The sequence below is a fragment of the Methyloversatilis sp. XJ19-49 genome (assembly GCF_024580145.1).
Taxonomy (GTDB): Bacteria; Pseudomonadota; Gammaproteobacteria; order Burkholderiales; family Rhodocyclaceae; genus Methyloversatilis.
On record NZ_JANINI010000006.1, the window covers coordinates 63,969 to 90,011 of the forward strand.

The 26,043-nt window shown below is 64.6% G+C and carries 20 protein-coding genes; 7 read left to right on the plus strand and 13 right to left on the minus strand.

Translation table 11 applies throughout. The features are described from left to right. Positions 1 to 37 precede the first annotated feature (37 nt). From NMQ16_RS08765 to NMQ16_RS08775, 3 genes are all read right to left on the minus strand, one after another. Positions 38 to 1,285, minus strand: coding sequence for a nitrate/nitrite transporter (locus tag NMQ16_RS08765; protein ID WP_257080187.1), 1,248 nt, complete (start codon positions 1,283 to 1,285; stop codon positions 38 to 40). A 239-nt stretch (positions 1,286 to 1,524) separates the two neighbouring features. Continuing rightward, entirely contained in the window at positions 1,525 to 2,235 is a 711-nt protein-coding gene (locus tag NMQ16_RS08770) for a response regulator (protein WP_257080188.1), read from the minus strand. After that, positions 2,232 to 4,142: a type IV pili methyl-accepting chemotaxis transducer N-terminal domain-containing protein gene (locus NMQ16_RS08775; RefSeq protein ID WP_257080189.1), complete on the minus strand. Its 1,911-nt coding sequence runs from the start codon at positions 4,140 to 4,142 to the stop codon at positions 2,232 to 2,234. The genes NMQ16_RS08770 and NMQ16_RS08775 overlap by 4 nt, the downstream gene beginning before the upstream one ends. Positions 4,143 to 4,311: 169 nt before the next feature. Between NMQ16_RS08775 and NMQ16_RS08780 the strand changes: the two genes are divergently transcribed. Further along, positions 4,312 to 6,960 (plus strand): ATP-binding protein, encoded by a 2,649-nt coding sequence (locus NMQ16_RS08780; protein WP_257080190.1) that lies wholly within the window; start codon positions 4,312 to 4,314, stop codon positions 6,958 to 6,960. Positions 6,961 to 6,970: 10 nt separating this feature from the next. Here NMQ16_RS08780 and NMQ16_RS08785 read toward each other — a convergent pair whose 3' ends face one another. The 8 genes from NMQ16_RS08785 to NMQ16_RS08820 form a co-directional block, all read right to left on the minus strand. Continuing rightward, positions 6,971 to 7,852 carry a phosphoribosylaminoimidazolesuccinocarboxamide synthase gene (locus NMQ16_RS08785; RefSeq protein WP_257080191.1) on the minus strand — a complete coding sequence of 294 codons (882 nt, stop codon included), beginning with the start codon at positions 7,850 to 7,852 and terminating at the stop codon, positions 6,971 to 6,973. A gap of 8 nt (positions 7,853 to 7,860) precedes the next feature. Then, positions 7,861 to 8,925 carry a class II fructose-bisphosphate aldolase gene (fba, locus tag NMQ16_RS08790; RefSeq protein ID WP_257080192.1) on the minus strand — a complete coding sequence of 355 codons (1,065 nt, stop codon included), beginning with the start codon at positions 8,923 to 8,925 and terminating at the stop codon, positions 7,861 to 7,863. 20 nt (positions 8,926 to 8,945) lie between these two features. Further along, positions 8,946 to 10,394 carry a pyruvate kinase gene (gene pyk / locus NMQ16_RS08795; RefSeq protein ID WP_257080193.1) on the minus strand — a complete coding sequence of 483 codons (1,449 nt, stop codon included), beginning with the start codon at positions 10,392 to 10,394 and terminating at the stop codon, positions 8,946 to 8,948. A gap of 67 nt (positions 10,395 to 10,461) precedes the next feature. Further along, positions 10,462 to 11,628 carry a phosphoglycerate kinase gene (locus NMQ16_RS08800; protein WP_257080194.1) on the minus strand — a complete coding sequence of 389 codons (1,167 nt, stop codon included), beginning with the start codon at positions 11,626 to 11,628 and terminating at the stop codon, positions 10,462 to 10,464. 145 nt (positions 11,629 to 11,773) lie between these two features. Then, the gene (gene gap / locus NMQ16_RS08805) at positions 11,774 to 12,787 is read right to left on the minus strand and encodes a type I glyceraldehyde-3-phosphate dehydrogenase (RefSeq protein WP_257080195.1); all 1,014 of its coding nucleotides are present in this window, start codon (positions 12,785 to 12,787) and stop codon (positions 11,774 to 11,776) included. 124 nt (positions 12,788 to 12,911) lie between these two features. Beyond that, entirely contained in the window at positions 12,912 to 14,942 is a 2,031-nt protein-coding gene (gene tkt / locus NMQ16_RS08810; RefSeq protein WP_257080196.1) for a transketolase, read from the minus strand. Between the two features lie 226 nt (positions 14,943 to 15,168). Then, on the minus strand, positions 15,169 to 16,053 hold the full coding sequence (locus NMQ16_RS08815) for a phosphoribulokinase (protein ID WP_257080197.1): 885 nt from the start codon (positions 16,051 to 16,053) through the stop codon (positions 15,169 to 15,171). A 10-nt stretch (positions 16,054 to 16,063) separates the two neighbouring features. Then, positions 16,064 to 17,158 carry a class 1 fructose-bisphosphatase gene (locus NMQ16_RS08820; protein ID WP_069038369.1) on the minus strand — a complete coding sequence of 365 codons (1,095 nt, stop codon included), beginning with the start codon at positions 17,156 to 17,158 and terminating at the stop codon, positions 16,064 to 16,066. 438 nt (positions 17,159 to 17,596) lie between these two features. Between NMQ16_RS08820 and NMQ16_RS08825 the strand changes: the two genes are divergently transcribed. Beyond that, positions 17,597 to 18,517, plus strand: a complete 921-nt coding sequence (locus tag NMQ16_RS08825; protein WP_257080198.1) for a LysR family transcriptional regulator — start codon at positions 17,597 to 17,599, stop codon at positions 18,515 to 18,517. Positions 18,518 to 18,538: 21 nt separating this feature from the next. Here NMQ16_RS08825 and NMQ16_RS08830 read toward each other — a convergent pair whose 3' ends face one another. Together NMQ16_RS08830 and NMQ16_RS08835 are read right to left on the minus strand one after the other, a co-directional pair. Then, positions 18,539 to 19,339, minus strand: a complete 801-nt coding sequence (locus NMQ16_RS08830; protein WP_257080199.1) for an inositol monophosphatase — start codon at positions 19,337 to 19,339, stop codon at positions 18,539 to 18,541. A gap of 4 nt (positions 19,340 to 19,343) precedes the next feature. Further along, positions 19,344 to 19,901, minus strand: coding sequence for a thioredoxin family protein (locus NMQ16_RS08835; protein WP_257080200.1), 558 nt, complete (start codon positions 19,899 to 19,901; stop codon positions 19,344 to 19,346). A 74-nt stretch (positions 19,902 to 19,975) separates the two neighbouring features. Between NMQ16_RS08835 and NMQ16_RS08840 the strand changes: the two genes are divergently transcribed. From NMQ16_RS08840 to NMQ16_RS08860, 5 genes are all read left to right on the plus strand, one after another. Next, positions 19,976 to 20,698 carry a 16S rRNA (uracil(1498)-N(3))-methyltransferase gene (locus tag NMQ16_RS08840; protein ID WP_257080201.1) on the plus strand — a complete coding sequence of 241 codons (723 nt, stop codon included), beginning with the start codon at positions 19,976 to 19,978 and terminating at the stop codon, positions 20,696 to 20,698. Next, on the plus strand, positions 20,698 to 22,182 hold the full coding sequence (gene pap, locus NMQ16_RS08845; RefSeq protein ID WP_257080202.1) for a polyphosphate:AMP phosphotransferase: 1,485 nt from the start codon (positions 20,698 to 20,700) through the stop codon (positions 22,180 to 22,182). The genes NMQ16_RS08840 and pap overlap by 1 nt, the downstream gene beginning before the upstream one ends. Positions 22,183 to 22,237: 55 nt before the next feature. Beyond that, entirely contained in the window at positions 22,238 to 23,560 is a 1,323-nt protein-coding gene (gene argA / locus NMQ16_RS08850; protein ID WP_257080203.1) for an amino-acid N-acetyltransferase, read from the plus strand. Positions 23,561 to 23,584: 24 nt separating this feature from the next. Further along, complete coding sequence (locus NMQ16_RS08855) at positions 23,585 to 25,648, plus strand: diguanylate cyclase domain-containing protein (RefSeq protein WP_257080204.1); 2,064 nt, start codon at positions 23,585 to 23,587, stop codon at positions 25,646 to 25,648. A gap of 68 nt (positions 25,649 to 25,716) precedes the next feature. Beyond that, on the plus strand, positions 25,717 to 25,989 hold the full coding sequence (locus NMQ16_RS08860; protein ID WP_257080205.1) for an oxidative damage protection protein: 273 nt from the start codon (positions 25,717 to 25,719) through the stop codon (positions 25,987 to 25,989). Positions 25,990 to 26,043 lie beyond the last annotated feature (54 nt).

Below are 26,043 nucleotides of genomic sequence, written 5' to 3' on the forward strand. Positions count from 1 at the left end.
GCCGTAGGTTGGGGTGAGCGCAGCGATGCCCAACGAATCAGCTCTGCACACCGCTCGTTCCCCCCATCAGCGGTGTGCGGCGCACCTCGGTGAAATACATCCAGATCAGCGACACCCACACCACGGCGTACATCAGCATGAAGGCGCTCGAACGTATGCCGGTCAGATCGACCAGGGCGCCGAACATGATGGGCAGCACGAAGCCGCCGAGACCGCCGGCCAGGCCGACGATGCCGCTGATGGTGCCGATGTTGGCCGGGTAGTCGTCGCTGATGTACTTGAACACGCTGGCCTTGCCGAAGGCCCAGGCGATGCCGAGGATGAACATCAGGCCGGTGAAGGCATACACGTTCAGGCCGATGTCGAAGGTCTTCGGGCCGTCGACCGTGACGATGGTGAAATGCGTCTGCGGATAGCTCAGCAGGAACAGGCAGATCCAGCTCACCCAGAGCACCCACCACGTGACGCTGTGCGCGCCGTACTTGTCGCTGAGCCAGCCGCCGGCCGCGCGCAGCACGCCGCCGGGCAGAGAGAAACAGGCGGCCAGCAATGCTGCGGACCGGATTTCCATGCCGTACTCGCCGACGTAGTACTGCACCATCCACAGGCTCAATGCGACATAGCCGCCGAACACGATGCTGTAGTACTGGCAATACTTCATCACGCGCGGATCCTTCAGCGCCTTGAGCTGATCCATGAAGCGCACGTTGCTCGGCACGAGGTGAGCCGGGTCGCTGTGGCTGAACAGCCAGAAGATGACGACCGTGCCGAGCATGATGGCCGCGTAGGCCTGCGGCACCATGGTCCAGCCGAAGGCGACCAGCAGGGCCGGGGCGACGAACTTGTTCACCGCAGCGCCCGAATTGCCGGCGCCGTAGATGCCCATCGCGAAGCCTTGCTGGCCCTTGGGGAACCAGCGCGCGACGTAGGGCGTGCCGACCGAGAATGAACCGCCTGCAAGACCGACGAACAGGCCGATGACGAGGAAATGCCAGTATTCCGTGGCATAGCTCATCATCCAGATCGCCGGTACCGTGCTCGCCATCAGCAGGGTCATCACGATGCGGCCGCCGTACTTGTCGGTCCAGATGCCCAGCGGCACCCGCACCAGCGAGCCGGTGAGCACCGGTGTGGCGGTCAGCAGACCGAACTGCGTGGCATTGAGATCGAGCGCCTTCTTGATCGGTATGCCGATCACGCCGAACATCATCCACACCATGAAACACACGGTGAACGCCAGGGTGCTGACGATGAGCACCGATAGCGCCTGCCCTTTCCTGGTCATGACCGAACCCTCCCTTGTCGTTGCGACGATGGTAGGCAGACGGCCCGGATGACAACATCCTTCCGTCGGGTGTCGGGTATGCGGCAGAAGAACGATGGCGAGCGCGCACGCCATCGTTCGAAAGAACTATCGGGCGAATAACGCGCAGGAAGTTGCGCAGGGTCAAGCCGGCACAGCCGGCGAGCAGGTCGGATCCGGCCGAAGGGACGTCAGGCGACGCCCTTCGCGGAGTGTCCGGTTCAGGTCAGACCGCGTTCGACTGCGATGACGGCGACCTGCACCCGCGAGGAAACACCCAGCTTGCGCAGGATGTGCTGTACGTGAATCTTCACCGTGGTTTCGGCGATGCCCAGATCGCGTGCGATCTGCTTGTTGCTGTCGCCGCGGGCGATACCGCGCAGGATGTCTGTTTCGCGCGGTGACAATGCGCCATTGCCTGCGGTATCGGGCGCACACCCCGCTGCGGGGGCGTCGCCGGGGAGCGGTGGCGCGGCGGCGGCCTGGCGATAGACCGCCACCAGCTTGCCGGTCATTTCGTTGGCGACGACGCTTTCGCCGCGCATCGCACGGTGGATCGCGTTGGCCAGTGCCTCGCCTTCCATGGTCTTGAGGAGATAGCCGCATGCGCCCGCGCGCAGCGCGGCGGCCAGATCGTTCTCGTCTTCGCTGATCGTCAGCATCAGCACGCTCGCATGCGGCGCAGCTTCGCGCAGGGCCGGCAGCGCATCGATGCCGTTGACGCCGGGCAGATGATTGTCGAGCAGGATGATGTCCGGCTGCAGGCTTGCGGCACGTCGCTGCGCTTCACCCGCGTCGGCTGCATCGCCGACCACCTGCAGCCCGGGGTCGCGCGACAGCAGCGCCGTGAGGCCGCGCCGGAACAGGGTGTGGTCGTCTACCAGCAGGATGCGGATCGGCGGGCCTGCATCACGCACTGTGCGGTCATTCATGATTCGGTGGCTTCCGCGGCAGTTGCCCGCTCGAACAGCTCGGTCGAGGGCGGCAGGGTGAGCACCACGGAGGTGCCGCGTTGCGGCGTCGAGAAGACCTCAACCCGTGCGCCGATGCGTTCGGCGCGTTCCGTCATGATGCGCAGCCCGACGTGTGTTTCGTCGGCGGCGCCACGACTGACGTCGAATCCGCTGCCGTCATCGCGCACCTCGAAAACCCACAGCGGCTGCTGCCGCACATTGAGCCAGACCTGGCTCGCGCGGGCGTGCTTGCGTACGTTGGAAAGCGCTTCCTGCACGATGTGCAGCACCTGGATCTGTATGTCCGGCGGCAGCGGTATGCCGTGATCGCGCATGTTGAGCGTTGCATGGACGCCGCTCTGATGTTCGAACTTGCGCAGCGTACCGAGCAGCGCGCCTTCGATGTCTTCGGCATTGGTGCGGGTGCGGAAGTGCAGCAGCAGTTCGCGCACATCGCCTGTGCTTTCCCGCAGCCCGGCATCCAGCTCGCCCAGGATGCGCTCCGTCTGCAGGGTATCCCGTTCGGCCAGCGCGCCGCGAATCATTTCCAGCTGCATCTTCATGAAGGCAAGTGACTGGGCGATCGAATCGTGCAGTTCGCTGGCCAGGAAGTTGCGCTCCTGCGAGACCGCAGCTTCGTTGCGCAGTGCGGTCAGGCGCAGGTTTTCCATGCCGCTCGCCAGATGGGTGGTCAGCGCCTCGAGCAGCGACCGTGCCGAAGGCGACAGATCGATTTCGGCATGGAAGAACAGATCGACCTCGCCCATCACCCTGTCCTTCAGACGCACCGGTATCGACACCAGTGTTTCAAAGCCGGCCTCGGCGCAGTACTGCAGACCACCCGGCGTCATCGAACGGATCGGGATGATACGTGCTTGCAGCGGAGCGTCGGGCACGCCGCAGTGGCATTCGTGTGCCTTCAGGCAGCGCTCGCCCTCCGTCATGTAGGCGGGGAGGCCCTGCGATGCCAGCATCAGGAAGCGGCGGTTCGATTCGTCGGACCAGCGCAGACCCACACCATCCGCATGGAGCGCCCGCGCGACATATCCGACGAAGCCTTGCGCCAGTTCGTCCAGCGACCGGGCGGTGGCGATCAGCGAGGTGACCTCGTACAGCGCTTCGAGGCGTTCCTGCTTCTCCTGCAGTTCTGCGGTCTTGGCGCTTACCTTGGCTTCGAGGTTTCGATACATGGCCTGGATCTGGTCTGCCATGCCGTTGAAGCCATCTGCGAGCGTACCGAACTCGTCATCCGTCGAACGCTCGACCCGGGCACCCAGATCACCCGACTGGATGCGTTCGATGGCTTGCTTGAGGTGCCCTACGGGTTCCAGCACGAACAGGAAGCCGACGTACAGCAATACGCTGGCGCCCAGTACCGCAATGGCGATGGTTGCAAGCTGCAACAGATGCAGCAGCGCCGTCCAGCGCGACATGTGCGATTCGATGCCGGATACCAGGGCGTCGATGTCTGCGCTGAAGGCCGCAGTGTCGGCGCCGAGGGATTGCAACTGCACCGGTGGCGCATCCAGCCAGGTTGTCCGGTACTCCTGCCAGGCGGCTTCCACGCGCGCGAAACGATCCCTGACCGCGTCGTCCCACGGCACGAAAAGGGGGCGTTCCGGGTCGCCGTTGCGCAGCAGCGCGACACTGTGTTCGAAAGCCTCGATGGCGCCCGGTAGCGCGTCCTGTTCGTGGCGACTGACCAAGAGCGACAGCCGGTAAGCCTGCATGCGCATGCGGCCCGCTTCATTGACGGCGGCAGCGCCACCGTCGAGCTGCCACGATACCCACAGCGTCAGGGTGACCGACAGCAGTGCGAGCAGCGCAAACGGCGCAGCCGACAGGGCGAGTTTGGCGCCAAGGCCCCGAAGTTTGCGAACGTTCATCAAACATAGTGTAGTCAAGCGGCTCGCAATCCACATTGTCGCAGCGCAAGCCTGCGGCGTGCGGTCATCCGGGCAATTGCGCACGCTTGCCTGCTCTGTTCCAGTCTTTCGGCATCGCGACAGTCGGTAGTCTGCAGGTTTGCCCGATGTCCCGGCCGCAATGGAGCGGATGCATTTGAAGGACAGCCCTCAATCAAGACTGCAGGCGGCGACCATCCTGCGCAGCCCGTCCGGCGCCGTGCTCGGTTGCGTGTTCGCGCTGTGGCTGCCGGCTGCGTGGTGGATCGGGCGCGATGCGCTGCTGCTTCAGGCTGCCTGGGCGATCTGGTGTGCAGCCTGCGCCGCGCTGCTGCGGCGGGTGCATCGCCGCACGCCAGTGGCGACGCCGTCGGAGATGCCTGCGCCTGCCGGGGCCGATTCGGCCGACCACGATATCGTGCAGGCGATTCCGCTGTCGATCTGCGTCTGTGCCTTGCCGGGCGGCGAGATCCTTTTTGCCAACGATGCCATGGTGGATCTGGCGGGCGAGCCGCGCGACAGCCTGCTCGGCCGTGCGCTGGGCGAGTTCTGCGCCCAGTCGCATGACCGGGAGCGCCTCGGACTTGCCCTGGCGACCGGTCACGGCTTTGACGACGTCGAGCTACCGGTGCGTCGTGCAGACGGCAATGTACGCTGGCTTTCCGTATGCGGTCGCCCGGACGAATTCGCGGGGAGGGCGGCGCTGTTCGTCGTCTGTCACGACGTCACCGTACACAAGCAGGCGCAGCGCTCGCTGATCGCCAGCGAAGAGCGCTTCCGCGTGCTGCTCGGTGCGCTGTCGGAATCGGTGGTGCTGTACGACGCGCAGGCGAAGGTGCTGACCCGCAATCGTGCCGCCGAGGCCTGTACCTGGCTGGACGATGCGCACGCCGGTCTGCCCGGCGGGCATGCCGAGGCGCAGCTGTTCGATGAGCAGGGGCGGGCGCTGTCGAACGACCGCCATCCGGTGATGCGTTCTCTGACCGACGGCCAGGCGCAGCGCGAGGTGGTGATCGGTACCGGCCGCGCGGGCAGCCCAGTGCGCTGGTTGTCGGTCACGACGCAGCCGCTTTTTCATGCCGGTGCCAGCCGGCCGTATGCCGTGGTCGCGTCCTACTCCGACCTGACGGCGCGCATCCGCGCCGAACGCGCGCTGCGCGCCAGTGAACAGCGCTACGCCCTGGCACTGCGCGGCATGAACGAGGGGCTGGCGGAATGGATCAACGGCAGCGAGGAGCTTTACGTCTCGCCGCGGCTGTCTCACATCATGGGCTATGACGGCGGCGGTCGTCGCATGCCGGTCAAGGATTTCGTTGCGGGCATCCATCCGGCGGACAAACCGGGCTGGGACGCCATGATGGACGACCTGCTGGGCGGCGGGCACGACGTATTCCAGCTAGAGGTGCGCATGCGCCATGCCGACGCCAGCTATCACTGGTTCATGGTGCGCGGCGTGGCACAGCGCGATGCGGCGGGCCGCAGCACGCGGGTGGTCGGCACCATCGGCGACATTTCGCTGCGCAAGCGCCTGGAACAGGTCGATCTGGCCGAACGTGAGCTGCTGGCGCGGATCGCTGCCGGCGTGCCCCTGGCGGACGTGAACGCCAGGCTGGCCGTTCTGGTCGAGGGGTTGCTGAACGAAGATTCCCGCGTGGCCGTGCTGACCTGCGGTGCGTCGGCAGACGACAGCGTCGATGTCGTGGCGCCCGGCCTGTCCGCCGGTTTCCGCGCCGCGCTGGCCCGGCTGCCGCTGCCGTCCGGCGCCGGTGCGACGCCGCTGGTGATCGCCGATACGGAAGGTGAGCCGGACGCAGACGCGCATCGCGCCGCGCTGGCAAAGGAAGGCCTGAACGCCCTGTGGGCGTTGCCGTTGGCCGGGCCGGGCGGCATTGCGCTGGGCGCACTGGTGATCTGTCACCGCCGGCCCTGGCGGCCGGGACGTTCTGACGAGAGCCTGGTGCAGCGGCTGGTCGACATTGCGCAGCTGGCCCTCGAAAGGGCGCGCGGCGAACGCCAGGTCAGGGAGTTGAACGAGTCGCTGGAACGGCGTGTCGCGGAACGCACAGCCTTGCTGGAGCAGGCCAACAACGAACTGGAGGCCTTCTCGTATTCGGTGTCGCACGACCTGCGCAGCCCGCTGCGCGCGATCAACGGTTTCGCCCATCTGCTGAGCGAGCATGCCGCCGCAACGCTCGATGACGAAGGCCGGGACATGCTGCAGCGCATTCAGCGCGGGTCGAACCGGATGGGCCAGTTGATTGACGACATCCTGCGTTTTTCGCGCATGGCGCGCATCGACATGGCACACGCCGAGGTCGCGCTGGACAAGCTGGCGCGCTCGGTGGCTGCAGAGCTGCTCGAACAGTATCCGGTCGCGCGCATCACCGTCGCGCCGCTCGGGCTGGTCAGCGGCGACAACGCGATGTTGCGGCAGGTGTTCGCGAACCTGATCGGTAACGCGCTGAAGTTTTCGGTGCATGCCGAACAGCCGCTGATCGAGCTGTTCGTTGCATTGCAGGATGGCGAGCCGGCGATCTGCGTGCGCGACAACGGGGTCGGTTTCGATCCGCTGTACGCAGACCGTCTGTTCGGGGTGTTCCAGCGCATGCACGGCGCAGAGGAGTTTCCGGGCACCGGCGTCGGGCTGGCCATCGTCAAGCGCATCGTCGAGCGTCACGGTGGTCGCGTCAGCGTGCAGGCAACGCCCGGCAAGGGCGCGACCTTCTGCTTCACCCTGCAGGGTTTCGTGCCGACCGAACCGCTGGGCGGCCCGGTCGGCGAGACGCGGACCGGGACCTGATGGAACCCGATCAGCCGATCAGGCGGGTCAGCGCTTCGCGGTACTTGTCGCCGGTGCGCTGGATGATGTCGGCCGGCAGCAACGGGCCCGGCGCGCTCTTGTTCCAGTCCAGCGTTTCCAGATAATCGCGCACGAACTGCTTGTCGAACGAAGGCGGATTGACGCCTTCCCGGTACTGATCGGCCGGCCAGAAGCGTGACGAATCCGGGGTCAGCGCCTCGTCGATCAGGATGAGCTTGCCATCCGGATCGAGGCCGAATTCGAACTTGGTGTCGGCGATGATGATGCCGCGGCTCTTCGCGTAGTCCGACGCCGCGCTGTACAGCGCGATCGCGGTATCACGCACCTGCGCCGCCAGCGCCGGGCCGATCAGTGCCTCGGTCTGTTCGAAGCTGATGTTCTCGTCGTGATCGCCCACGGCGGCCTTGGTGGCCGGCGTGAAGATCGGAGCCGGCAGCTTCGACGCCATGCGCAGGCCGTGCGGCAGCGCCACGCCGCATACCGCACCGGTACGCGAATAGTCGCCCCAGCCCGAGCCGATCAGGTAACCGCGCACGACCGCTTCGATCGGCAGTGGCTTGAGCCGCCGCACGACGATGGCGCGCCCCTCGACCTGGTCGCGCTCGTCGGCGGTCACCACCGACTCCGGCGCGATGCCGGTCAGGTGGTTGGGCGATACGCCCGCCAGTTTGCCGAACCAGAAGTTCGACACGGCGGTCAGCACCTTGCCCTTGCCCGGTATCGGGTCGGGCAGGATGACGTCGAACGCCGACAGGCGGTCGGTGGTCACGATGAGCATCGTCGCGTCATCGATCGCGTAGATGTCGCGCACCTTGCCACGGGCGATCAGCGGCAGGCTGTTGATGCGGGATTCGAACAGTGCGTCGGCCATGGTCGTCTTCAGATCACCTGCTGGGCAAGCTTTCCGCTGGCGTAGTTCTGTGCCACCTGAACCAGCGGAATGGCCTTGATCTTGCCGGCCTGGCCTTCGCAGCCGAATTCGACGTAGCGCTGCTTGCAGATGCCCTTGGCGGCTTCGCGCGCCGGCTTCAGGTAGTCACGCGGATCGAACTTGCTCGGGTTCTCGAACATGTACTTGCGGATGGCGGCGGTCATCGCCAGGCGGATATCGGTGTCGATGTTGATCTTGCGCACGCCGTGCTTGATCGCTTCCTGGATTTCCGACACCGGCACGCCGTAGGTTTCCTTCATGTCGCCGCCGTACTGGCGGATGATCGCCAGCAGATCCTGCGGCACGCTGGACGAGCCATGCATCACCAGGTGCGTATTCGGGATGCGCTTGTTGATTTCCTTGATGCGGCTGATCGCGAGGATGTCGCCGGTGGGCTTGCGCGTGAACTTGTAGGCGCCGTGGCTGGTGCCGATGGCGATGGCCAGCGCGTCGAGCTGGGTGCGCTTGACGAAGTCAGCCGCTTCTTCCGGATCGGTCAGCAGCTGGTCCATGGTCATCGTCGCCTCGGTGCCGTGGCCGTCTTCCTTGTCGCCCTTCATCGTTTCCAGCGAACCGAGGCAGCCCAGTTCGCCTTCGACCGTCACGCCGAGCGCATGCGCCATGTCCACCACCTTGCGCGTCACTTCGACGTTGTAGTCATAGCTGGCGATGGTCTTGCCGTCAGCCTGCAGCGAGCCGTCCATCATGACCGAACTGAAACCGAGGTCGATTGCGCCCTTGCACACGTCCGGGCTCTGGCCGTGATCCTGGTGCATGACCAGCGGAATGTGCGGCCAGCTTTCGATGGCGGCTTCGATCAGGTGCTTGATGAAAGGCTCGCCGGCGTACTTGCGGGCACCTGCGCTGGCCTGCAGGATGACTGGCGCGCCGACTTCATCGGCAGCGCTCATCACGGCTTGCACCTGTTCGAGGTTGTTCACGTTGAAGGCGGGGATGCCGTAGCCGTTTTCGGCGGCGTGGTCGAGCAACTGGCGCATGGAAACCATGGGCATGGCAATTTCTCCTGGCTGGATCAGATAACGGTAGAGAGTTGACGATACTCCCCGACCTTGACGATTTTCAGTGTATTGGTGCCGCCCGGTACGCCGATCGGCTCGCCGAACGACAGAACGATGAGGTCACCGACCTGCACGGCGCCGCTGCGCAGCAGTTCGGCTTCTGCATCGACCAGCATCCGGTCGCGGTCGGCGTCCGGATCGAGCTTGATCATGAGCGGCGTCACGCCGCGGTACATCGACAGCTTGTAGCGGGTACGCACTTCAGGTGTCAGCGCGTAGATCGGCACGCCACTGTTCAGGCGCGACATCCACAGCGAGGTCGAGCCGGACTGGGTGAGCGTGGCGATCGCCTTCACCTTGAGGTGGAAGGCGGAAAACAGCGCGGCCATCGCGATCGACTGGTCGATGCGGGTGAATACGCGGGTCAGGAACTCCTGGTCCAGCTTAACCTCGGCCGATTTCTCGGCTTCGATGCAGATGCGCGCCATCGCCTCGACCGTTTCGACCGGGTACTCGCCGGATGCAGTTTCGGCCGACAGCATGACTGCGTCGGTACCGTCGAGCACTGCATTGGCGACGTCGGACACTTCGGCGCGCGTCGGCACCGGGCTGTGGATCATCGACTCCATCATCTGGGTCGCGGTGATGACCAGCTTGTTCATTTCGCGCGACACGCGAATGATGCGTTTCTGCATCGCCGGCACGGCTGCGTCGCCCACTTCGACCGCGAGGTCGCCGCGCGCCACCATGGCGCCGTCGGACGCGTCAAGAATCTCCTCCAGCGCCGGAATGGCTTCCACGCGCTCGATCTTGGCGATCAGCAGCGCGTTCGACCCGGCCGCACGCAGCAGCTCGCGCGCCTGGCGCATGTCGGCGCCGCTCTTCGGGAAGCTGACCGCCACGTAGTCGACATTCAGCGACGCCGCGATCTTGATGTCTTCCATGTCCTTGGGCGTCAGCGCCGGCGCCGACAGACCGCCGCCCTGACGGTTGATGCCCTTGTTGTTCGACAGTTCGCCGCCGTGGCGCACCGTGCAGTGGATCTGCGTGGCATTGACCGACTTCACGTCCATCACGATGCGGCCGTCGTCGAGCAGCAGCACGGCACCCGGTTCGACGTCATTCACCAGTTCGGGATAGTCGAGGCCGACACGGCCCTCGTCGCCCAGCGTGCATTCGATGTCGAATACGAAGGCCTGGCCACCCTTGAGCATCACCTTGTTTTCGGCAAACTTGCCGACGCGGATCTTCGGACCCTGCAGGTCGGCCATCACGCCCACCGTGCGGCCCGCCCTGGCTGCGGCGACCGCGAGGGTTTCCACGCGCGCGCGGTGGTCGTCCGCCTTGCCGTGCGAAAAATTGAGCCGTACCACATCGACGCCGGCCTCGACGAGGCGGGTCAGGGTGGCGAGGTCGCTCGATGCGGGGCCGAGCGTGGCGACGATCTTGGTGAAACGGTGCATGGCGGACGAACTCCTCGTGATGTCTTTGTTGTTTTAGTGGGCGGTGCCTTGCGCGTGCTGCGCCGTATCAGCCGCGGGCGCGCCGCAGCAGGATATCGACAGCCGGCAGCGTCTTGCCTTCGAGGAACTCCAGGAAGGCGCCGCCGCCGGTCGAGATGTAGCTCACCTGGTCGGCGATGCCGTATTTTGCGATGGCAGCCAGGGTGTCGCCACCGCCGGCGATCGAATAGGCCTTCGATGCTGCAATGGCACGCGCCACGGTTTCGGTGCCGTGACCGAAGGCGTCGAATTCGAATACGCCGACCGGGCCGTTCCACACGATGGTGCCGGCCGCCTTCAGCATGTCCGCCAGTTGGGCAGCAGCCTTCGGGCCGATGTCGAGAATCATGTCGTCGGCGGCGACGTCATCGACCGACTTGACCGTTGCCGGTGCATCGGCCGCAAATGTCTTGGCGCACACCACGTCTTCCGGCAGCGGCACTTTCGTCTTGGCCATCACACGCCTGGCGGCATCCACCAGATCGGCTTCGGCGAGCGACTTGCCGATCTGCTTGCCGGCAGCCAGCAGGAAAGTGTTGGCGATGCCACCCCCGACGATGAGCTGATCGACCTTGTCGGCCAGGTTTTCCAGCAGTGTCAGTTTGGTCGATACCTTGGAGCCGGCGACGATGGCCGCCAGCGGCCGTGCCGGCTGGCCGAGTGCCTTCGACAGCGCGTCCAGTTCGCTGGCCATCAGCGGCCCGGCGCAGGCAATGGGCGCGTACTGGCCCATGCCGTAGGTCGTCGCTTCGGCGCGGTGGGCGGTGCCGAAGGCGTCATTCACCCACACGTCGCACAACGCTGCGAGCTTTCTCGACAGCGCCTCGTCGCACTTCTTCTCGCCCTTGTTGGCGCGGCAGTTTTCCAGCAGCACGACCTCGCCCGGGGCGACCGAAACGCCATCGACCCAATTTGCGACCAGCGTCACTTCGAAGCCGAGCAGTTCCGACATGCGGCGGGCGATCGGTGCCAGCGAATCTTCCGGCTTCAGTTCGCCTTCGGTCGGCCGCCCGAGGTGCGACGTCACCATGACCGCAGCGCCGGCGTCACGCGCGCTGCGGATGGCCGGCAGCGAGGCGCGGATGCGGGTGTCTTCGGTGATGTTGCCGGCGTCGTCCTGCGGCACGTTAAGGTCAGAGCGGATGAACACCCGCTTGCCCTTGAGGTCGAGATCGGAAAGTCGTGTGAACTGCATCGTTTGTCCTCTGCGATGGCGCGTGAAGGGAATCTGACGGAGCGAATACGAGGTGGGACGGGGGAGGCGGGGGAAAGCGATGCGGGACGGACGAAGCGGGGCAGGGATGCTGCCGCCAGGAACCCCGCCCCGGATCCGGAAATCCTTACTTTGCCGCCATCAGTGCAACCGTCGTGTCCAGCATGCGATTCGAGAAACCCCACTCGTTGTCGTACCAGGACAGCACCTTCACCAGCGTGCCACCCATGACGCGCGTCTGCGTCGAGTCGAAGATCGACGAGCGGGCGTCATGGTTGAAATCGACCGACACCAGCGGCTCGACGTTATAACCCAGCACGCCCTTGAGCTCGCCTTCCGACGCGGCCTTCAGGATGCCATTCACTTCGTCGGTCGTGGTGGCGCGTGCTGCCGTGAAGGTGAGGTCGACGATGGATACATTGATCGTCGGTACGCGCATCGCGAAGCCGTCGAGCTTGCCGTTCAGGTCCGGCAGCACCAGACCGACCGCAGCGGCGGCGCCGGTCTTGGTCGGGATCATCGACATCGTGGCACTGCGCGCGCGGCGCAGATCTTCATGATAGACGTCGGTCAGCACCTGGTCGTTCGTGTAGGCATGGATGGTGGTCATCAGGCCGTGCACGACGCCGATCTTGTCATGCAGCGGCTTGACCAGTGGCGCCAGACAGTTGGTCGTGCAGCTGGCGTTCGAAATGACCGTGTCGGTCGCCTTCAGCACGCCGTGATTCACGCCATAGACGATCGTGGCATCGACATCCTTGCCGCCGGGCGCTGAAATGATGACCTTCTTCGCACCACCTTTGATGTGGGCCGACGCCTTTTCCTTGGTCGTGAAGAAGCCGGTGCATTCGAGCACGACATCGACGCCCAGCTCGCCCCACGGCAGTTCGGCCGGATTGCGGTTGGCCAGCACGCGGATGCGGTCGCCATTGACCACCATGTATTCGCCGTCGACGCTCACGTCGCCCGGAAACTTGCCATGGGCGGTGTCGTAGCGGGTCAGGTGGGCGTTGGTCTTGGGGTCGCCAAGATCGTTGATCGCGACGATCTGGATGTCGTGGCGCTTGCCGCCCTCGTAGTGCGCGCGAAGCACGTTGCGGCCGATGCGCCCGTATCCGTTGATGGCAACCTTGATCGTCATGTCTGCAACTTCCTTTCCAGTGGGTATGGATTCAATGAAACCTGCGGATTGTGCAGCGCAACTCGTGGTGGCGCTGCGCCGTAGTTGGCACCGTCCGCCGCGCGGTGCCCGGATGTGTGAAGGCTTACCTGCCGAGCACCTTGCGGGCGGCTGCGGCGACAGCTTCTGCGGTGATGCCGAAAGCCTTGTACAGCTCGCCAGCCGGTGCCGATTCACCGAAGTGGTCCAGGCCGATGACGGCGCCGTCGAGACCGACGTACTTGCGCCACAGATCGGTCACGCCGGCTTCGACTGCCACGCGCGGGAGCGCGCGTGGCAGAACCTTGTCGCGCCACGCAGCGTCCTGCCGGTCGAACACCGTGGTCGACGGCATGGACACCACGCGCGCCGCGATGCCTTCGGCTGCGAGCGTCTTCTGCGCAGCGAGCGCCAGCGACACCTCCGAGCCGGTTCCGATCAGCACGACCTGCGCGCCATCGGCGTCCGACAGCACGTAGCCGCCGCGGGCGATTGCTGCGATCGTCGCGGCATCGCGCGCGGTGTGCGGCAGGTTCTGGCGCGAAAACATCATCGAGGTCGGGCCCTCATCGCGCTTGAGGGCACTGGCCCAGGCAACGGCGGATTCGACCGTATCGGCCGGTCGCCACACGTCCATATTCGGCATCAGGCGCAGCGTGGCCGTCTGTTCGACCGGCTGGTGCGTCGGGCCGTCTTCGCCGAGGCCGATCGAGTCGTGCGTGAACACGAACACCTGGCGCAGCTTCATCAGCGCCGCCATGCGCAGCGCGTTGCGCGCGTACTCGGAGAACATCAGGAAGGTGGCGGTATAGGGAATGAAACCGCCGTGCAGCGCGATGCCGTTGGCGATGGCCGACATGCCGAATTCGCGTACGCCGTAATAGATGTAGTTGCCGCCAGGGTTGTCGGCCGATATCCCCTTCGAGCCCGACCACAACGTCAGGTTGGAGCCGGCGAGGTCGGCGGAGCCGCCGAGCAGTTCCGGCAGCGTCGGCGCGAAGGCTTCAATGCAGTTCTGGCTGGCCTTGCGGCTGGCGATGTTGTCCGCCTTGCCGTCGAACTTTGCGATCGTGTCGCTCACCACCTGATCGAAGTGGGCGGGCAGCGTGCCGTGCATGCGCCGTTTGAACTCCGCCGCGAGGTCAGGGTGGGCTGCCGCATAGGCTGCAAATCGGTCGTTCCAGCCGTCTTCTGCCGCTTTGCCTGCGGGACGCGCGTCCCACGCTTCATAGACGTCGGCCGGAATGTGGAATGGCGCGTTCGACCAGCCGATGAAGGCCCGTGCCGCGTCGATCTCGGCCGCCCCGAGCGGCGCACCGTGAACATCGTGGCCTCCGGCCTTGTTCGGCGAGCCGAGGCCGATCACCGTGCGGCAGCAGATCAGCGTTGGCCGCGACAGTTCGGCCTTTGCCGCGATCACTGCAGCGTTGATGGCCGCGCTGTCGTGACCGTCGACAGCCGGGATGACCTGCCAGCCGTAGGCTTCGAAGCGCTTCGGCGTGTCGTCCGCGAACCAGCCCTCGACGTGGCCGTCGATTGAAATACCGTTGTCGTCGTAGAACACGATCAGCTTGCCCAGACCTTGCGTGCCGGCCAGCGAGCAGGCTTCGTGCGATATCCCTTCCATCAGGCAACCGTCACCCGCGAAGGCGTAGGTGAAATGATCGACGACGGTATGGCCGGGCCGATTGAATTGCGCCGCCATGCCGCGCTCCGCGAACGCCATGCCGACCGCATTGGCGAGACCCTGGCCGAGCGGGCCGGTGGTGGTTTCCACGCCCGGTGCGTAGCCACGTTCCGGGTGGCCCGGCGTCTTGGAGTGCAACTGCCGGAACGATTTCAGATCCTCGATCGACAGGTCGTAGCCGGTCAGGTGCAGCAGTGCATACAACAGCATCGAACCATGCCCGTTCGACAGCACGAAGCGGTCACGGTCGGCCCACACTGGATTGGCCGGGTTGTGCTTCAGGTGATGGCGCCACAGCACTTCGGCGATTTCCGCCATGCCCATCGGGGCGCCCGGATGGCCGGAGTTGGCTTTCTGGACGGCATCCATCGCCAGCGCACGGATGGCGCCGGTGATCGGATTGAAGCCCCCGCGGGGTGTGATGGTCGGGACGGCGGTCGAGGCGGTCATAGGGCAAGGTTCCGGCCAGAAAAACCCATAATTATCCGCGAAAACAAGGCCTCTGGATAGCACGCTGCGTTCCGCAATCCGGCCGACTTTCTTTACCCGGCCTTGCGGGATTCACCAGAGGCGGGCTGAAGCGACACGGATCGCACCAGGGGGATGCTGCTGCCGGTCCTCGTGAACGAGGAATCTGCGTTGATCCGCTTCTTCAGCGGGCGCTGTGACGGCAAGTTCAGTAGCGCGCCCGCGCCTTGCGCCCGTTTTCCACCAGCCGCAGGATCAGCGGCGTGAAGATCAGCTGCATGGCCAGTTCGATCTTGCCGCCCGGGATTACGATGGTGTTGGCGCGCGACATGAAGGAACCCTGCAGCATGCTCAGCAGGTACTGGAAGTCGATGCCACGCGGGTTGGCGAAGCGGATCACCACCATTGACTCTTCCGGTGTCGGGATGGCGCGTGCGATGAAGGGGTTCGAGGTATCGACCATCGGAACCCGCTGGAAATTGATGTGCGTGTTCTCGAACTGCGAACAGATGTAGTGCACGTATTCCGGCATGCGGCGCAGGATGGTATCGGTCACGGCTTCGGTCGTGTAACCGCGCTGCTCGCGATCGCGGTGCAGCTTCTGTATCCACTCCAGATTGATGATGGGTACCACGCCGATGCGCAGGTCGGCATGCTGTCCGACATCGATGCGATCGGTTTTCACTGCCCCATGCAGGCCTTCGTAGAACAGGATGTCGGTGCCTGCCGGTATGTCCTCCCAGGGCGTGAATGTCCCCGGCGGCTGACCAAAAGGCGCGGCTTCCTTGTCGTTGTGCAGATAGGCGCGAGAGCGCCCGGTTCCTTCGGCGCCATACTGCCGGAACAGGGCCTCAAGCTCTTCGAACAGGTTGGCATCCGGGCCGAAATGGCTGAAATGTTCATTTCCGGCAGCCGCTTCGCGTGCCATGACGACCTTCATCTCCTCCCGGTCGTAACGATGAAAGGCATCGCCTTCGACAATGACGGGATTGACCCCTTCGCGCCGGAAGATGTGCTGGAAGGTTCGCGTGACCGTGCTGGTGCCCGCGCCCGATGATCCGGTGATGGCGATGACAGGATGGCGTACCGACATCCGTCAGTCCTCAGAGCGTGGAAAACAGGCCACGGATATTGAAAAGTGGCGAAGTGTATTCACGGTCCAGTCCCTGGTCATTTTCGTGGTGATACTGGGCAATGCGACGCACTTCTTCGCTCGATCCGAAGATCAGTGGCGTGCGCATCTGCAGACTGCGCGGTGGCAGTTCGAGGATGCGGGTTCGGCCGTTGGTCGCCTCGCCACCGGCCTGCTCGATCAGAAAGGCAATCGGATTGGCTTCGTACATCAGCGAAATACGGCCCGGCGGCTGCGACGGCATGGTGTCCGCCGGATACATGATGACGCCCCCGCGCGTCAGTACGCGATGGGTTTCAGCCACCAGCGAAGCGATCCAGCGCATGTTGAAGTCGGTGTTGCGCGGGCCGGTCTGGCCAGCCAGACACTCCTCGACATAGCGTTTGACCGGCGGTTCCCAGAAGCGCGATTTCGATGCATTGATCGCAAATTCGTTGGTTTGCGCCGGAATGCGCATCTTCGGATGGGTCAGGATGAAGGCGCCGATGTCGCGGTCGAGCGTGAATCCGTCAACGCCTTCGCCGGTGGTCAGCACCAGCATGGTCGAAGGGCCGTACAGCGCATAGCCGGCGCACACCTGTTCGGTTCCCGGCTGCAGAAAGTCCGATAACTGCGGCTCGGCGCCCGGGTTTGGTGCGTGCAGCACCGAAAAAAGCGTGCCGACAGTCAGATTCACGTCGATGTTGTTGCTGCAGTCCAGCGCATCGAACAGCAACAGATATTTGCCGCGCGGCGACTGTTCCGGCGTGGGGATGAAGCCGTCGAGGCCGTCAGGTGCGAGCGCCGCAAGATGACCGCCCCATTCGCATTCGCGCTGCATCGCCTCGTTTGCGATGGTGTCGAGCTTCTGCGTGACGTCGCCTGCCAGATTGATGGCGGCGCCGCTGCCAATCGCCTCGAAGCTGCCGAGCGAGCCGACCAGCGCGCCCTTGTTTACATTATTGGCGATGATTTTCACCGCCGTCGCAACCGCGTTCAACAGACTCGAAAAGATCCCGCTGGCTTGCGGGTGTCTCTGCTGGGCCTCGATGGTGTAACGCGTGAGGGTCTTGCGCCCTTCGATCATGGCAACCTCCTTCGCAACCGGTGTCGATTTATCCTAGCCGTCGACCGCCGTGCTGTCACATCGGCTTGTCGCGCTCCGACAGGTCATCGTGACAGCAAATGATGTGCTGCAACCATGGAGCGGTGTGTTCCACCGTAAGCAACAGAGTGTGCAAACGCAAAAAAATACCCCGGGCTCTTGCGAGTCCGGGGTATGAATCCACAAACAAGGTTGTGGAGGAGGAGCCTGGGTCACCTGTCGATTCTTGTTGAGCAGACAGGCTTTGACGCTAAAATCGTGGGCTTCCGAAAACGCGCTGCAGTTTTGATGCGCTTCGTTTTCGACCGCTGTTGCAGTGCAATATATCTGGAATCAGCCGTGGTTCAAAATAAGTTGTTTTGATACGATCAATTAAATTTCCTGATACCGACTGATATGACGACCCAGTGGACACGAGGCGTGTCGCTACGCCAGTTACGGATATTCGAAGCGGTCGCCCGTCTGGGGTCGATTTCGCGCGCTGCCGAAGAACTGCATCTGACACAACCCGCAGTCTCGATGCAGGTGAAGGCGCTCGATGGGCTGATCGGGCTGCCGCTTATCGAAACCCTGGGCAAGAAGCTGCGGGTGACCGATGTCGGCATGGAAATCGCCCGTCACGCACGTGCCATCGAACACCAGCTGGCCGAGGCGGAAGCCGCGCTCGCCCAGATGGCGAGCGGTCACGCCGGACTGGTGTCGGTTGGCGTGGTCAGCACTGCGAAGTACATCGCGCCGAAGCTGCTGATGGCTTTCCGCGAGCGCTTTCCGGACGTGCAGGTCCGCATTTCGCTGCACAACCGCGACGACATCTTCCGCCAGCTGGAAGACAACCTGATCGACCTCGCCATCATGGGGCGCCCGCCGGCTGCATTGGGTTGCGAGGCGCATGTGTTCGCCGAGCATCCGCTGTCCATTCTCGCCTGCGAAGGTCACCCGCTGACCGGCGGCGGCATGGCCAGCACCGAGGATCTGGGGCGCGAAGCCTTCCTGATCCGCGAACGCGGATCAGGTACGCGGGTGACCCAGGAAAGCTTTTTGATCGAACACGGCATTCGCCCGACCGAAATCATCGAGCTGCCCAGCAACGAGATCATCAAGCAGGCCGCAATTGCGGGAATGGGGCTGGCGTTCCTGTCGGAGCATACCTGCCAGCTCGAACTGCGGACTGGCGTGCTGCGCCGGATCGCTGCACCGGGCACGCCGGTAATCCGCAACTGGCATGTGGTCTATCGCGACCGCAAGAACCTGCTGCCAGCCGCCCAGGCACTGCGCGATTTCCTGCTGGCAAGGGGCGGCGGGCTGGTCAATGCACAGGTGACGTCCGCGCAGCCGGTGTGATGCGGGTTCTGCGTCGGCAGCTCAGCGCGCGCCGTGCGCGTTGAGCCAGTCCATCCACTCCCGATACAGCGCCGCGTTGGCGCCGACAACAACCGGTGTCTTGTGGCCGGGCGACATGTTCAGCGGCTCGCCATCGAGCATCGAGCACTGTGCGCCTGCTTCGGCCGCAATCAGGGTGCCGGCAGCGAAATCCCACATCATCTGGCCGCCGTGCAGGTAGACATCCAGTCGCGCCGCCGCGACGAAGCACCACTCGAGCGCGCTGGAACCGAAGTTGCGCTGCGAATAGAACGGCGACTTCGTGGCGAGCGCATCGGCCAGGGGCTTCGGAATCCGCTTGAAATCGACGCCGGCGACCGCGTCCAGCAGATGGCGGGCCGGCGTGCGCAGCGGCAGTGCGGTGCCGTTAAGGAAGGCACCGCCTCCTTCTTCAGCGTAGAAGGCCTCGTCGGTCATCGGGTTGTACACCACGCCATAGCGCGTCCGGCCTTCGGCTATATAGGCGATCGCCACGCCGAAGAACGGAATGCCGTTGATGAAATTCGTGGTGCCGTCGATCGGATCGATGCACCAGATGCCGTCCTGGCCTTCGTGCCACAGACGCAACTGCAGCGATTCCGGCATCTCTTCGCCCAGAACCGGACGATCGATGATGCGCGGCAGGCGTTCGATCAGCGCTTCCTGCGCCGCGAGATCGACCACCGTGAAGAGGCTGCCATCGTCCTTGGTGTTGCGTTGTGCCGTCAGGAAGTGCGGCATGATGACTTCGCGCGCCACATCGCGCGCGGTGTCGACGATCTGGGTGAGGGTGGGTGAGTTCATGAATTCAATCCTGACGCCATTTGATGGAACAGCCAATGCCGGGCGTCTGTACGCGCGGGCCGTCGCCGGTCAGTGCTACGAGGCGCATGGCCTCGAAAAGATCGCGCGGCGTATCCGGCGGTGCAGCCTCCTTGCGGGAGGCGTCGAAGCGACCGCGGTACTGCAGCTGCAATGCGCTGTTGTAGCCGAAGAAATCCGGCGTGCACACGGCGCCATAGGCGCGCGCCACCGACTGGTCGGCGTCCAGCAGATACGGGAAGGAAAACGCCCTGTCGCGCGCCAGTGCGTGCATCGCGTCCGGGCCATCATCCGGATACTGGACAGTATCGTTCGACATGATCGCCACAACGCCGACGTCGAGCGCCTGCAGCTCACGCACCGTAAAGACCAGCCGGGGCAGTATCGCCTGCACATAGGGGCAGTGGTTGCAGATGAACATCACCAGCAGACCGGCCGGTCCGCGCAATGTGTCCGGCGTGTGTTCGCGGCCGTCGGCGTCGCGCAGCCGGAAGCCGGGCGCCGCCAGACCGAAGTCGCAGACAGGTGTAGAAGTGCTGACCATCATGCTTCCATGGGTTTGCCCGCCGTGGCGGGGCGCGGACTTTTATCCTCTCGCAGTGCACCAATGATAATACGATGAATCCACGCTTCTTTTGCCCTCTCCCCGATGAACCCCAGGGCGAGCTGTTGCTGCCGGCGGCGGTGGCCCACCATGTTGAACGCGTGCTGCGTCTGTCGTCCGGCGATTTGCTGACCCTGTTCGACGGTCGCGGTTTCGAAGTCGAGGCCCGACTCGAAGGCAAGGGTCGCGATCTCAGGGCAGTGCTCGGCGAGCGCCGCGCGCCGCTGCGCGAGCCCGCGCTGCGAATCACGCTGATGCAGTGTCTGGCCGCGTCGGACAAGATGGACTGGATCGTGCAGAAGGCCGTCGAACTGGGGGTTGCGCGGGTGCAGCCTGTGAGCTGCCGGCGCGCCGTCGTGCGCCTGGCCGGCGACCGTGCCCAGCGCCGGGTGGAACACTGGCGCCAGATTGCCGTGGCTGCCTGTGAACAGTGCGGCCGCAATGTCGTGCCCGAAGTGCGGCCGCTGCTCTCCTTCGAACAGGCCGTCGCGGGTGCCGACGGGCAGCGCCTGCTGCTGCACCCGGAAGGTGGGGTGTCGCTGCGCTGCGCGGGTCTGAAAGCCGATCAGCCGATCAGCCTGCTGATCGGTCCGGAAGGCGGTTTCGACCACGACGAACTGCGGGTCGCGCGTGGCAGCGGGTTTGCCGCGCTCACTCTCGGCCCGCGCGTTTTGCGCACTGAAACTGCAGGTGCGGCCGTCGTGGCCGCGCTCAACGCCCTGATCGGAGATTTCTGATGTTCGATTCGCTGCCCCCGTTCGAAGCGATGGATGAAGACCGGTTCGATCGGGCGGTTGCGCGGCTGCGTGCCGACCTGCTCGATGCGCAGTACTCGATCCTGGAACATGCACGCACGCCGGTCATTCTGCTGATCGCCGGCGTGGCAGGCGCCGGGCGCGGCGTGGTGGTCAATACGTTGAATGAGTGGATGGACCCGCGCCATATCCGCACCAGTGCGTTCGGGGCGCGTGACGAAGCCGCACGTCTGCGACCCCACATGTGGCGTTTCTGGCAGGCATTGCCGTCGCGCGGGCGTACCGCCATCATGTTTGAAGCCTGGTACAGCGAGGTCATTCGCGACCGCGTCGACCGCCGCATCAAGCGGCCGGCGTTCGGCCGCACCCTGCAGTCGATACGCCGTTTCGAGCACATGCTGGCGATGGAAGATGCGGTGGTGCTCAAGTTCTGGCTGCATCTGGACGCCGACACGCAGCGTGCCCGCTTCAAGGTGCTCGAAAAGGACGCTGCAACGCGCTGGCGCGTCACGTCGGAGGACTGGCACGAACACCGTCGTCACCGCAGGCTGTGCAAGGTGGCGGAAGAAGCGATCCGCGAGACGGACGACCCGCATGCGCCGTGGCATCTGATCGACGCACGGGACCCCCGTCTGTGCGAACTGGCGGTGGGTCGCGTCGTACTGCGCGCGTTGCGTGCCACGCTGGCAGGGCGTCCGCCGCGACCGGCGCCGTTGCCGCCGCCTTCGATGGCAGTGGCCGAGGCGCCGGCGGCACCGGTCGGCGAAGCAGCGGCCCAGTCAAAGCCGATGACCAAGGCGCAATACCAGCCTGCGCTGGAAGCCCTGCAGGGGCGGTTGAACCTGTTGCTGCGTCAGCCGGCTTTCGAAGATCGCGCGCTCGTGCTGGTGTTCGAAGGCATGGATGCAGCCGGCAAGGGGGGCGCGATCCGCCGCATCACCCATGCACTCGATGCGCGGTATTACCGCGTGCATCCGGTGGCGGCGCCGTCCGAACATGAGCGCAAGTACCCCTGGTTGTGGCGCTTCTGGCGCGATGTGCCACGCAACGGCCGGGCGGCACTGTTCGACCGCTCCTGGTACGGCCGGGTGCTGGTCGAGCGGGTCGAAGGCTTTGCCGAGCCGGATGAATGGGCGCGCGCCTACGACGAAATCAACGCCTTCGAGCAGGAATGGGTGGCGCATGGCGCCATCGTCTGCAAGTTCTGGCTCGACGTCAGCCCCGACGAACAGCTGAAGCGCTTCAACGAGCGCAGTCGTACCCGGTTCAAGCGCTTCAAGATCACGCCGGATGACTGGCGCAACCGCGAAAAGTGGCCGGCCTATCTGCCGGCAGTGCGCGACATGCTGGCGCGCACGCACACCGAGGCGGCGCCGTGGGCGTTGATCGGCTCGGACGACAAGTACCGCGCCCGCCTCGACATCCTGCAAACCGTCTGCGACCGTCTCGAATCCGCGATCGGCTGAGCGTTCCGGCGGGTCGTGCTCGGATAGAATCGGGAACTTACCGGACGGAACCTGAATGCACGCTGATCCCGATTCACCGCGCTTCGTCGCCTGGGTGCGCAGCGCAGCGCCCTATATCCATGCCTTCGGCGGCCGAACCTTCGTGGTCGCGGTTGGCGGCGAGGTGCTGAAGAGCCCGTTCGCCAATTCGCTGGTGCAGGACTGCAACCTGCTTGCCGCGCTCGGCATCAAGCTGGTGCTGGTGGTCGGGGCGCGCCCGCAGATCGAGGAAGAACTGGCGGCACGCGGCCTGGAGCCCCGCTATCACAATGGTTTGCGGGTGACCGACGCGCCGGCCATGGACTGCGTGAAACGCGCCAACGGCGCCATCCGCATCGATGTCGAGGCGCTGTTTTCGCAGGGGCTGCCTAATACGCCGATGGCCGGCAGCACGATCGAGGTGGCGTCGGGCAACTTCCTGACGGCGCGTCCGGTGGGCGTGGTGGATGGCATTGACCACGGCTACACCGGGGCCGTGCGCAAGGTCGACGTCGAAGCGCTGAATGACGCGCTTGTCGACAGCGATATCGTGCTGATGCAGCCCTACGGCTATTCGCTGACCGGCGAGGTGTTCAATCTGTGCATGGAAGAAGTGGCCGAATCGGTTGCCATCGGCCTGCAGGCGACGAAGCTGATCTATCTGTGCGACGCGCCGGGCATCGTCGATGAAGCCGGAGAGCTGGTGCCGGAACTCACCGCTGACGAAGCATCGCAATGGCTGAAGGCGGGTCGCGGCATCACCGAAGACCTGGGCCTCTACCTGCCGCGTGCGATCCGTGCGGTGAAGATGGGTGTGGCGCGGGCGCACATGATCGACCGCGACCTCGATGGTGCGCTGCTGCTTGAATTCTTCACCACGCAAGGCGTCGGCAGCGTCATTTCGCGCGAACGGCTTGCGCTGATGCGCAACGCGCGCATGGACGATGTGCCGGCGGTGGCCGGCCTGATCGCGCCGATGGAGGCAGATGGCACGCTGGTCAGTCGCGGCCGCGAGCGGCTCGAACGCGAGATCGATCGCTTCAGCGTGCTCGAACACGACGAAGTCATCATGGGCTGTGCCGCCTTCTACCCGTATGCGGAAGAAGAAATGGCCGAACTCGCCTGTCTCGCGGTCATGCCCGAATACCGTCGCCACGGCTATGGTGAACAGATACTCAGCTTTGTCGAGGGGCGGGCGCGGGCCGAGCGCATGAAACGCCTGTTCGTGCTCACCACCGTGACGGCACACTGGTTCGTCGAGCGTGGTTTCGTCGAAGCCGGCATCGATGTGCTGCCGCGCCTGAAGCGCGACAGTTACAACCCGCAGCGTCGCAGCAAGGTTCTGGTGAAAGTGCTCTGATGTCGCGGCGGCCGCTCCACTGACATGAAACCGGCCCTGCTTGCCCGCATCGGCACGCTGAAGGCACGCCTCATCGGGTCGGCCGTCGTGCTGGCCCTGCTGCTGATCGCTGGCCTCGGGCTCACTCATCACCTGCTGGCCGGCCACCTGATTGCGCTGGAAGATGCTCGCATCGATGCGCTGGCCGCGGACATGCAGACCCGGTTGGCCGAGATCGTGGTGCATGATCAGGCGCGGCTCGCGTCGGAAGCGGGTGCGTTGCGCCGGCTGGGTGGCCTTGGTTACATCGAGGTTCGCGATGCTGCCGGGCGCGTGCTGGTGGCGGACGGTGGGCCGGCCGTACTCGGTGCGCCGCACGCCGATCTGAATGCCGCACTGGCGGCCGGACGCAGTCGCCACGATTTCCGCATCGCGCTGAGGTCGGCCGACGCCACCGCGTCGGTTGGCGTACTGCGCGCCAGTGCGAGCCTGGTTCGGCTCGAAGCGGCACTCGCCACCCTGACGACATCAATGTTGCTGCTGGGCATCCTGATCCTGTCGCTGCATGTGCTGCTGACCCGCTGGGTGCTCGGCGGTGTGCTGGATGGTGTGACCGCGATCGAAACGCGTGCGATCGCGCTGCGCCGGGCAGAGGTCGTCAATCCGCTTCCGGTGGTCGGCGACGATGCGCTGGCGCGTCTGACCCGCGCCTTCAATCAGATGGTTCAGGCGCTCGATGAGCGGGTCATGGCGTTGCGCAAGAGTGAATCGCGCTTTCATGCGATCGCCGATTTCACCTTTGGCGTCGAGGCCTGGTTCGGGCCGCAGGGTCGCCTTATCTGGGTCAATCGTTCGATCGAACGGGTGACCGGCCACAGCCCGCTGGATTGCCTGCTGAGCGAGAATCTCGCTGGCATGCTGGTCCATGAGAAGGACCGCAAGATCTTCGCCACCCGCGCGCAGGAGGCGCTGGCTGGCGCCAGCGGCGAAAATTTCGAAGTGCGTCTGCTGCGTCGCGATGGCGGGGTGGTGTGGGTATCCCTGAACTGGCAGCCGATCTACGACGAGGCAGGCGTTTGTCTGGGCGTGCGGGTGTCGGCCGACGACATCCAGAGCCGCAAGGAAGCCGAGCTGAAGCTTCTCGATACGGTGACCGCGCTGCGTCGCGAACAGGGCTTGCGCGATTACTACCTCACGCGCAGCGAGGAAGAGCGTTCGCGCCTCGAGGCGTTGCTCGATCTGATCAAACTGGGTGTGCTGTTCGTCGATCGCGACGGGCGCGCACAGCACGCAAACCGGATGCTGAAGCTGATCTGGGGCATGGCGCCGGACGAAAACCTTTCCGGCATGCGGGACAGCGTGCTGATCGAGCGCACAGCGGCGCTGCGTGCCGACGAAGACGGCTACCGGGAGCGAATGGCGCAGATTCTTGCCACGCGGCTGCCGACCGAGCCGCTGGACATCCTGCTGCGTGACGGCCGCATCATCCGCGAACAGTCGGCGCTGGTGCCGTCAGCCACGCCCGGTCGCTTCCTGGGTCGCGTATGGATCTATGAAGACGTTACGGCCGAGCGGCGTGCAGCCGAAGCGCTGGTACAGATGGCAGAACGCGACCCGCTGACCAATCTTTACAATCGTCGCCGCTTCCATGAAGAGCTGGAACGCATGATTGCAGACGCCAGCCGGCGGCACACGCAACTTGGCCTGCTGCTGTTCGATCTTGACGGCTTCAAGCCGGTCAACGACCGGCATGGCCATCAGGCTGGCGATCAGGTGCTGATGAAGCTGGCGCGCGAGGTCGGCGCGGTCGTGCGGCGGAACGAAATCTTCTTCCGGCTCGGCGGCGATGAGTTCGGTGTGCTCGCTCCGGACACCGACGAACAGGCCATCACCGGTCTGGCGCGACGGATCGGCGAACGCGTGTCGGGCATGAATTTCGAATTTGACGGCGAGCGCGCCTATGTGACCGTGAGCACGGGCATCGGCATCTATCCGGTTCACGCATCGACCGGCGAGGCCTTGCTGGGTGCGGCGGACGCTGCGATGTACGCGGCCAAGAACGATGGCAAGAATGCTTTCCGGATGTACGAACGCCGACATGGCACCTGACGGCAGCTGCCGCTCACGCGCTGCTTATACGCAGATTACAAACCCTATTTTTTAGAAGGAGTGACACGATGGCACGCATGGTCAATTGCATCAAACTGGGTCGCGAAGCGGAAGGTCTGGATTTTCCGCCGGTGCCCGGCCCGCTCGGCGCGCGGATTTTCGAATCGGTCTCCAAGGAGGCCTGGCAGCAGTGGGTGAAGTACCAGACCATGCTGATCAACGAAAACCGCCTCAGCCTGATGGATGTGCGTGCGCGCAAGTATCTTGCCGAGCAAATGGAGAAACACTTCTTCGGCGAGGGCGCTGACGGCGTGTCGGGATTCGTGCCGCCAGCTGCCTGATTTGCCTTGCGCCTGTCCGCGCCACAGTAATTCACGGCAAGTCCTTGCTCCATC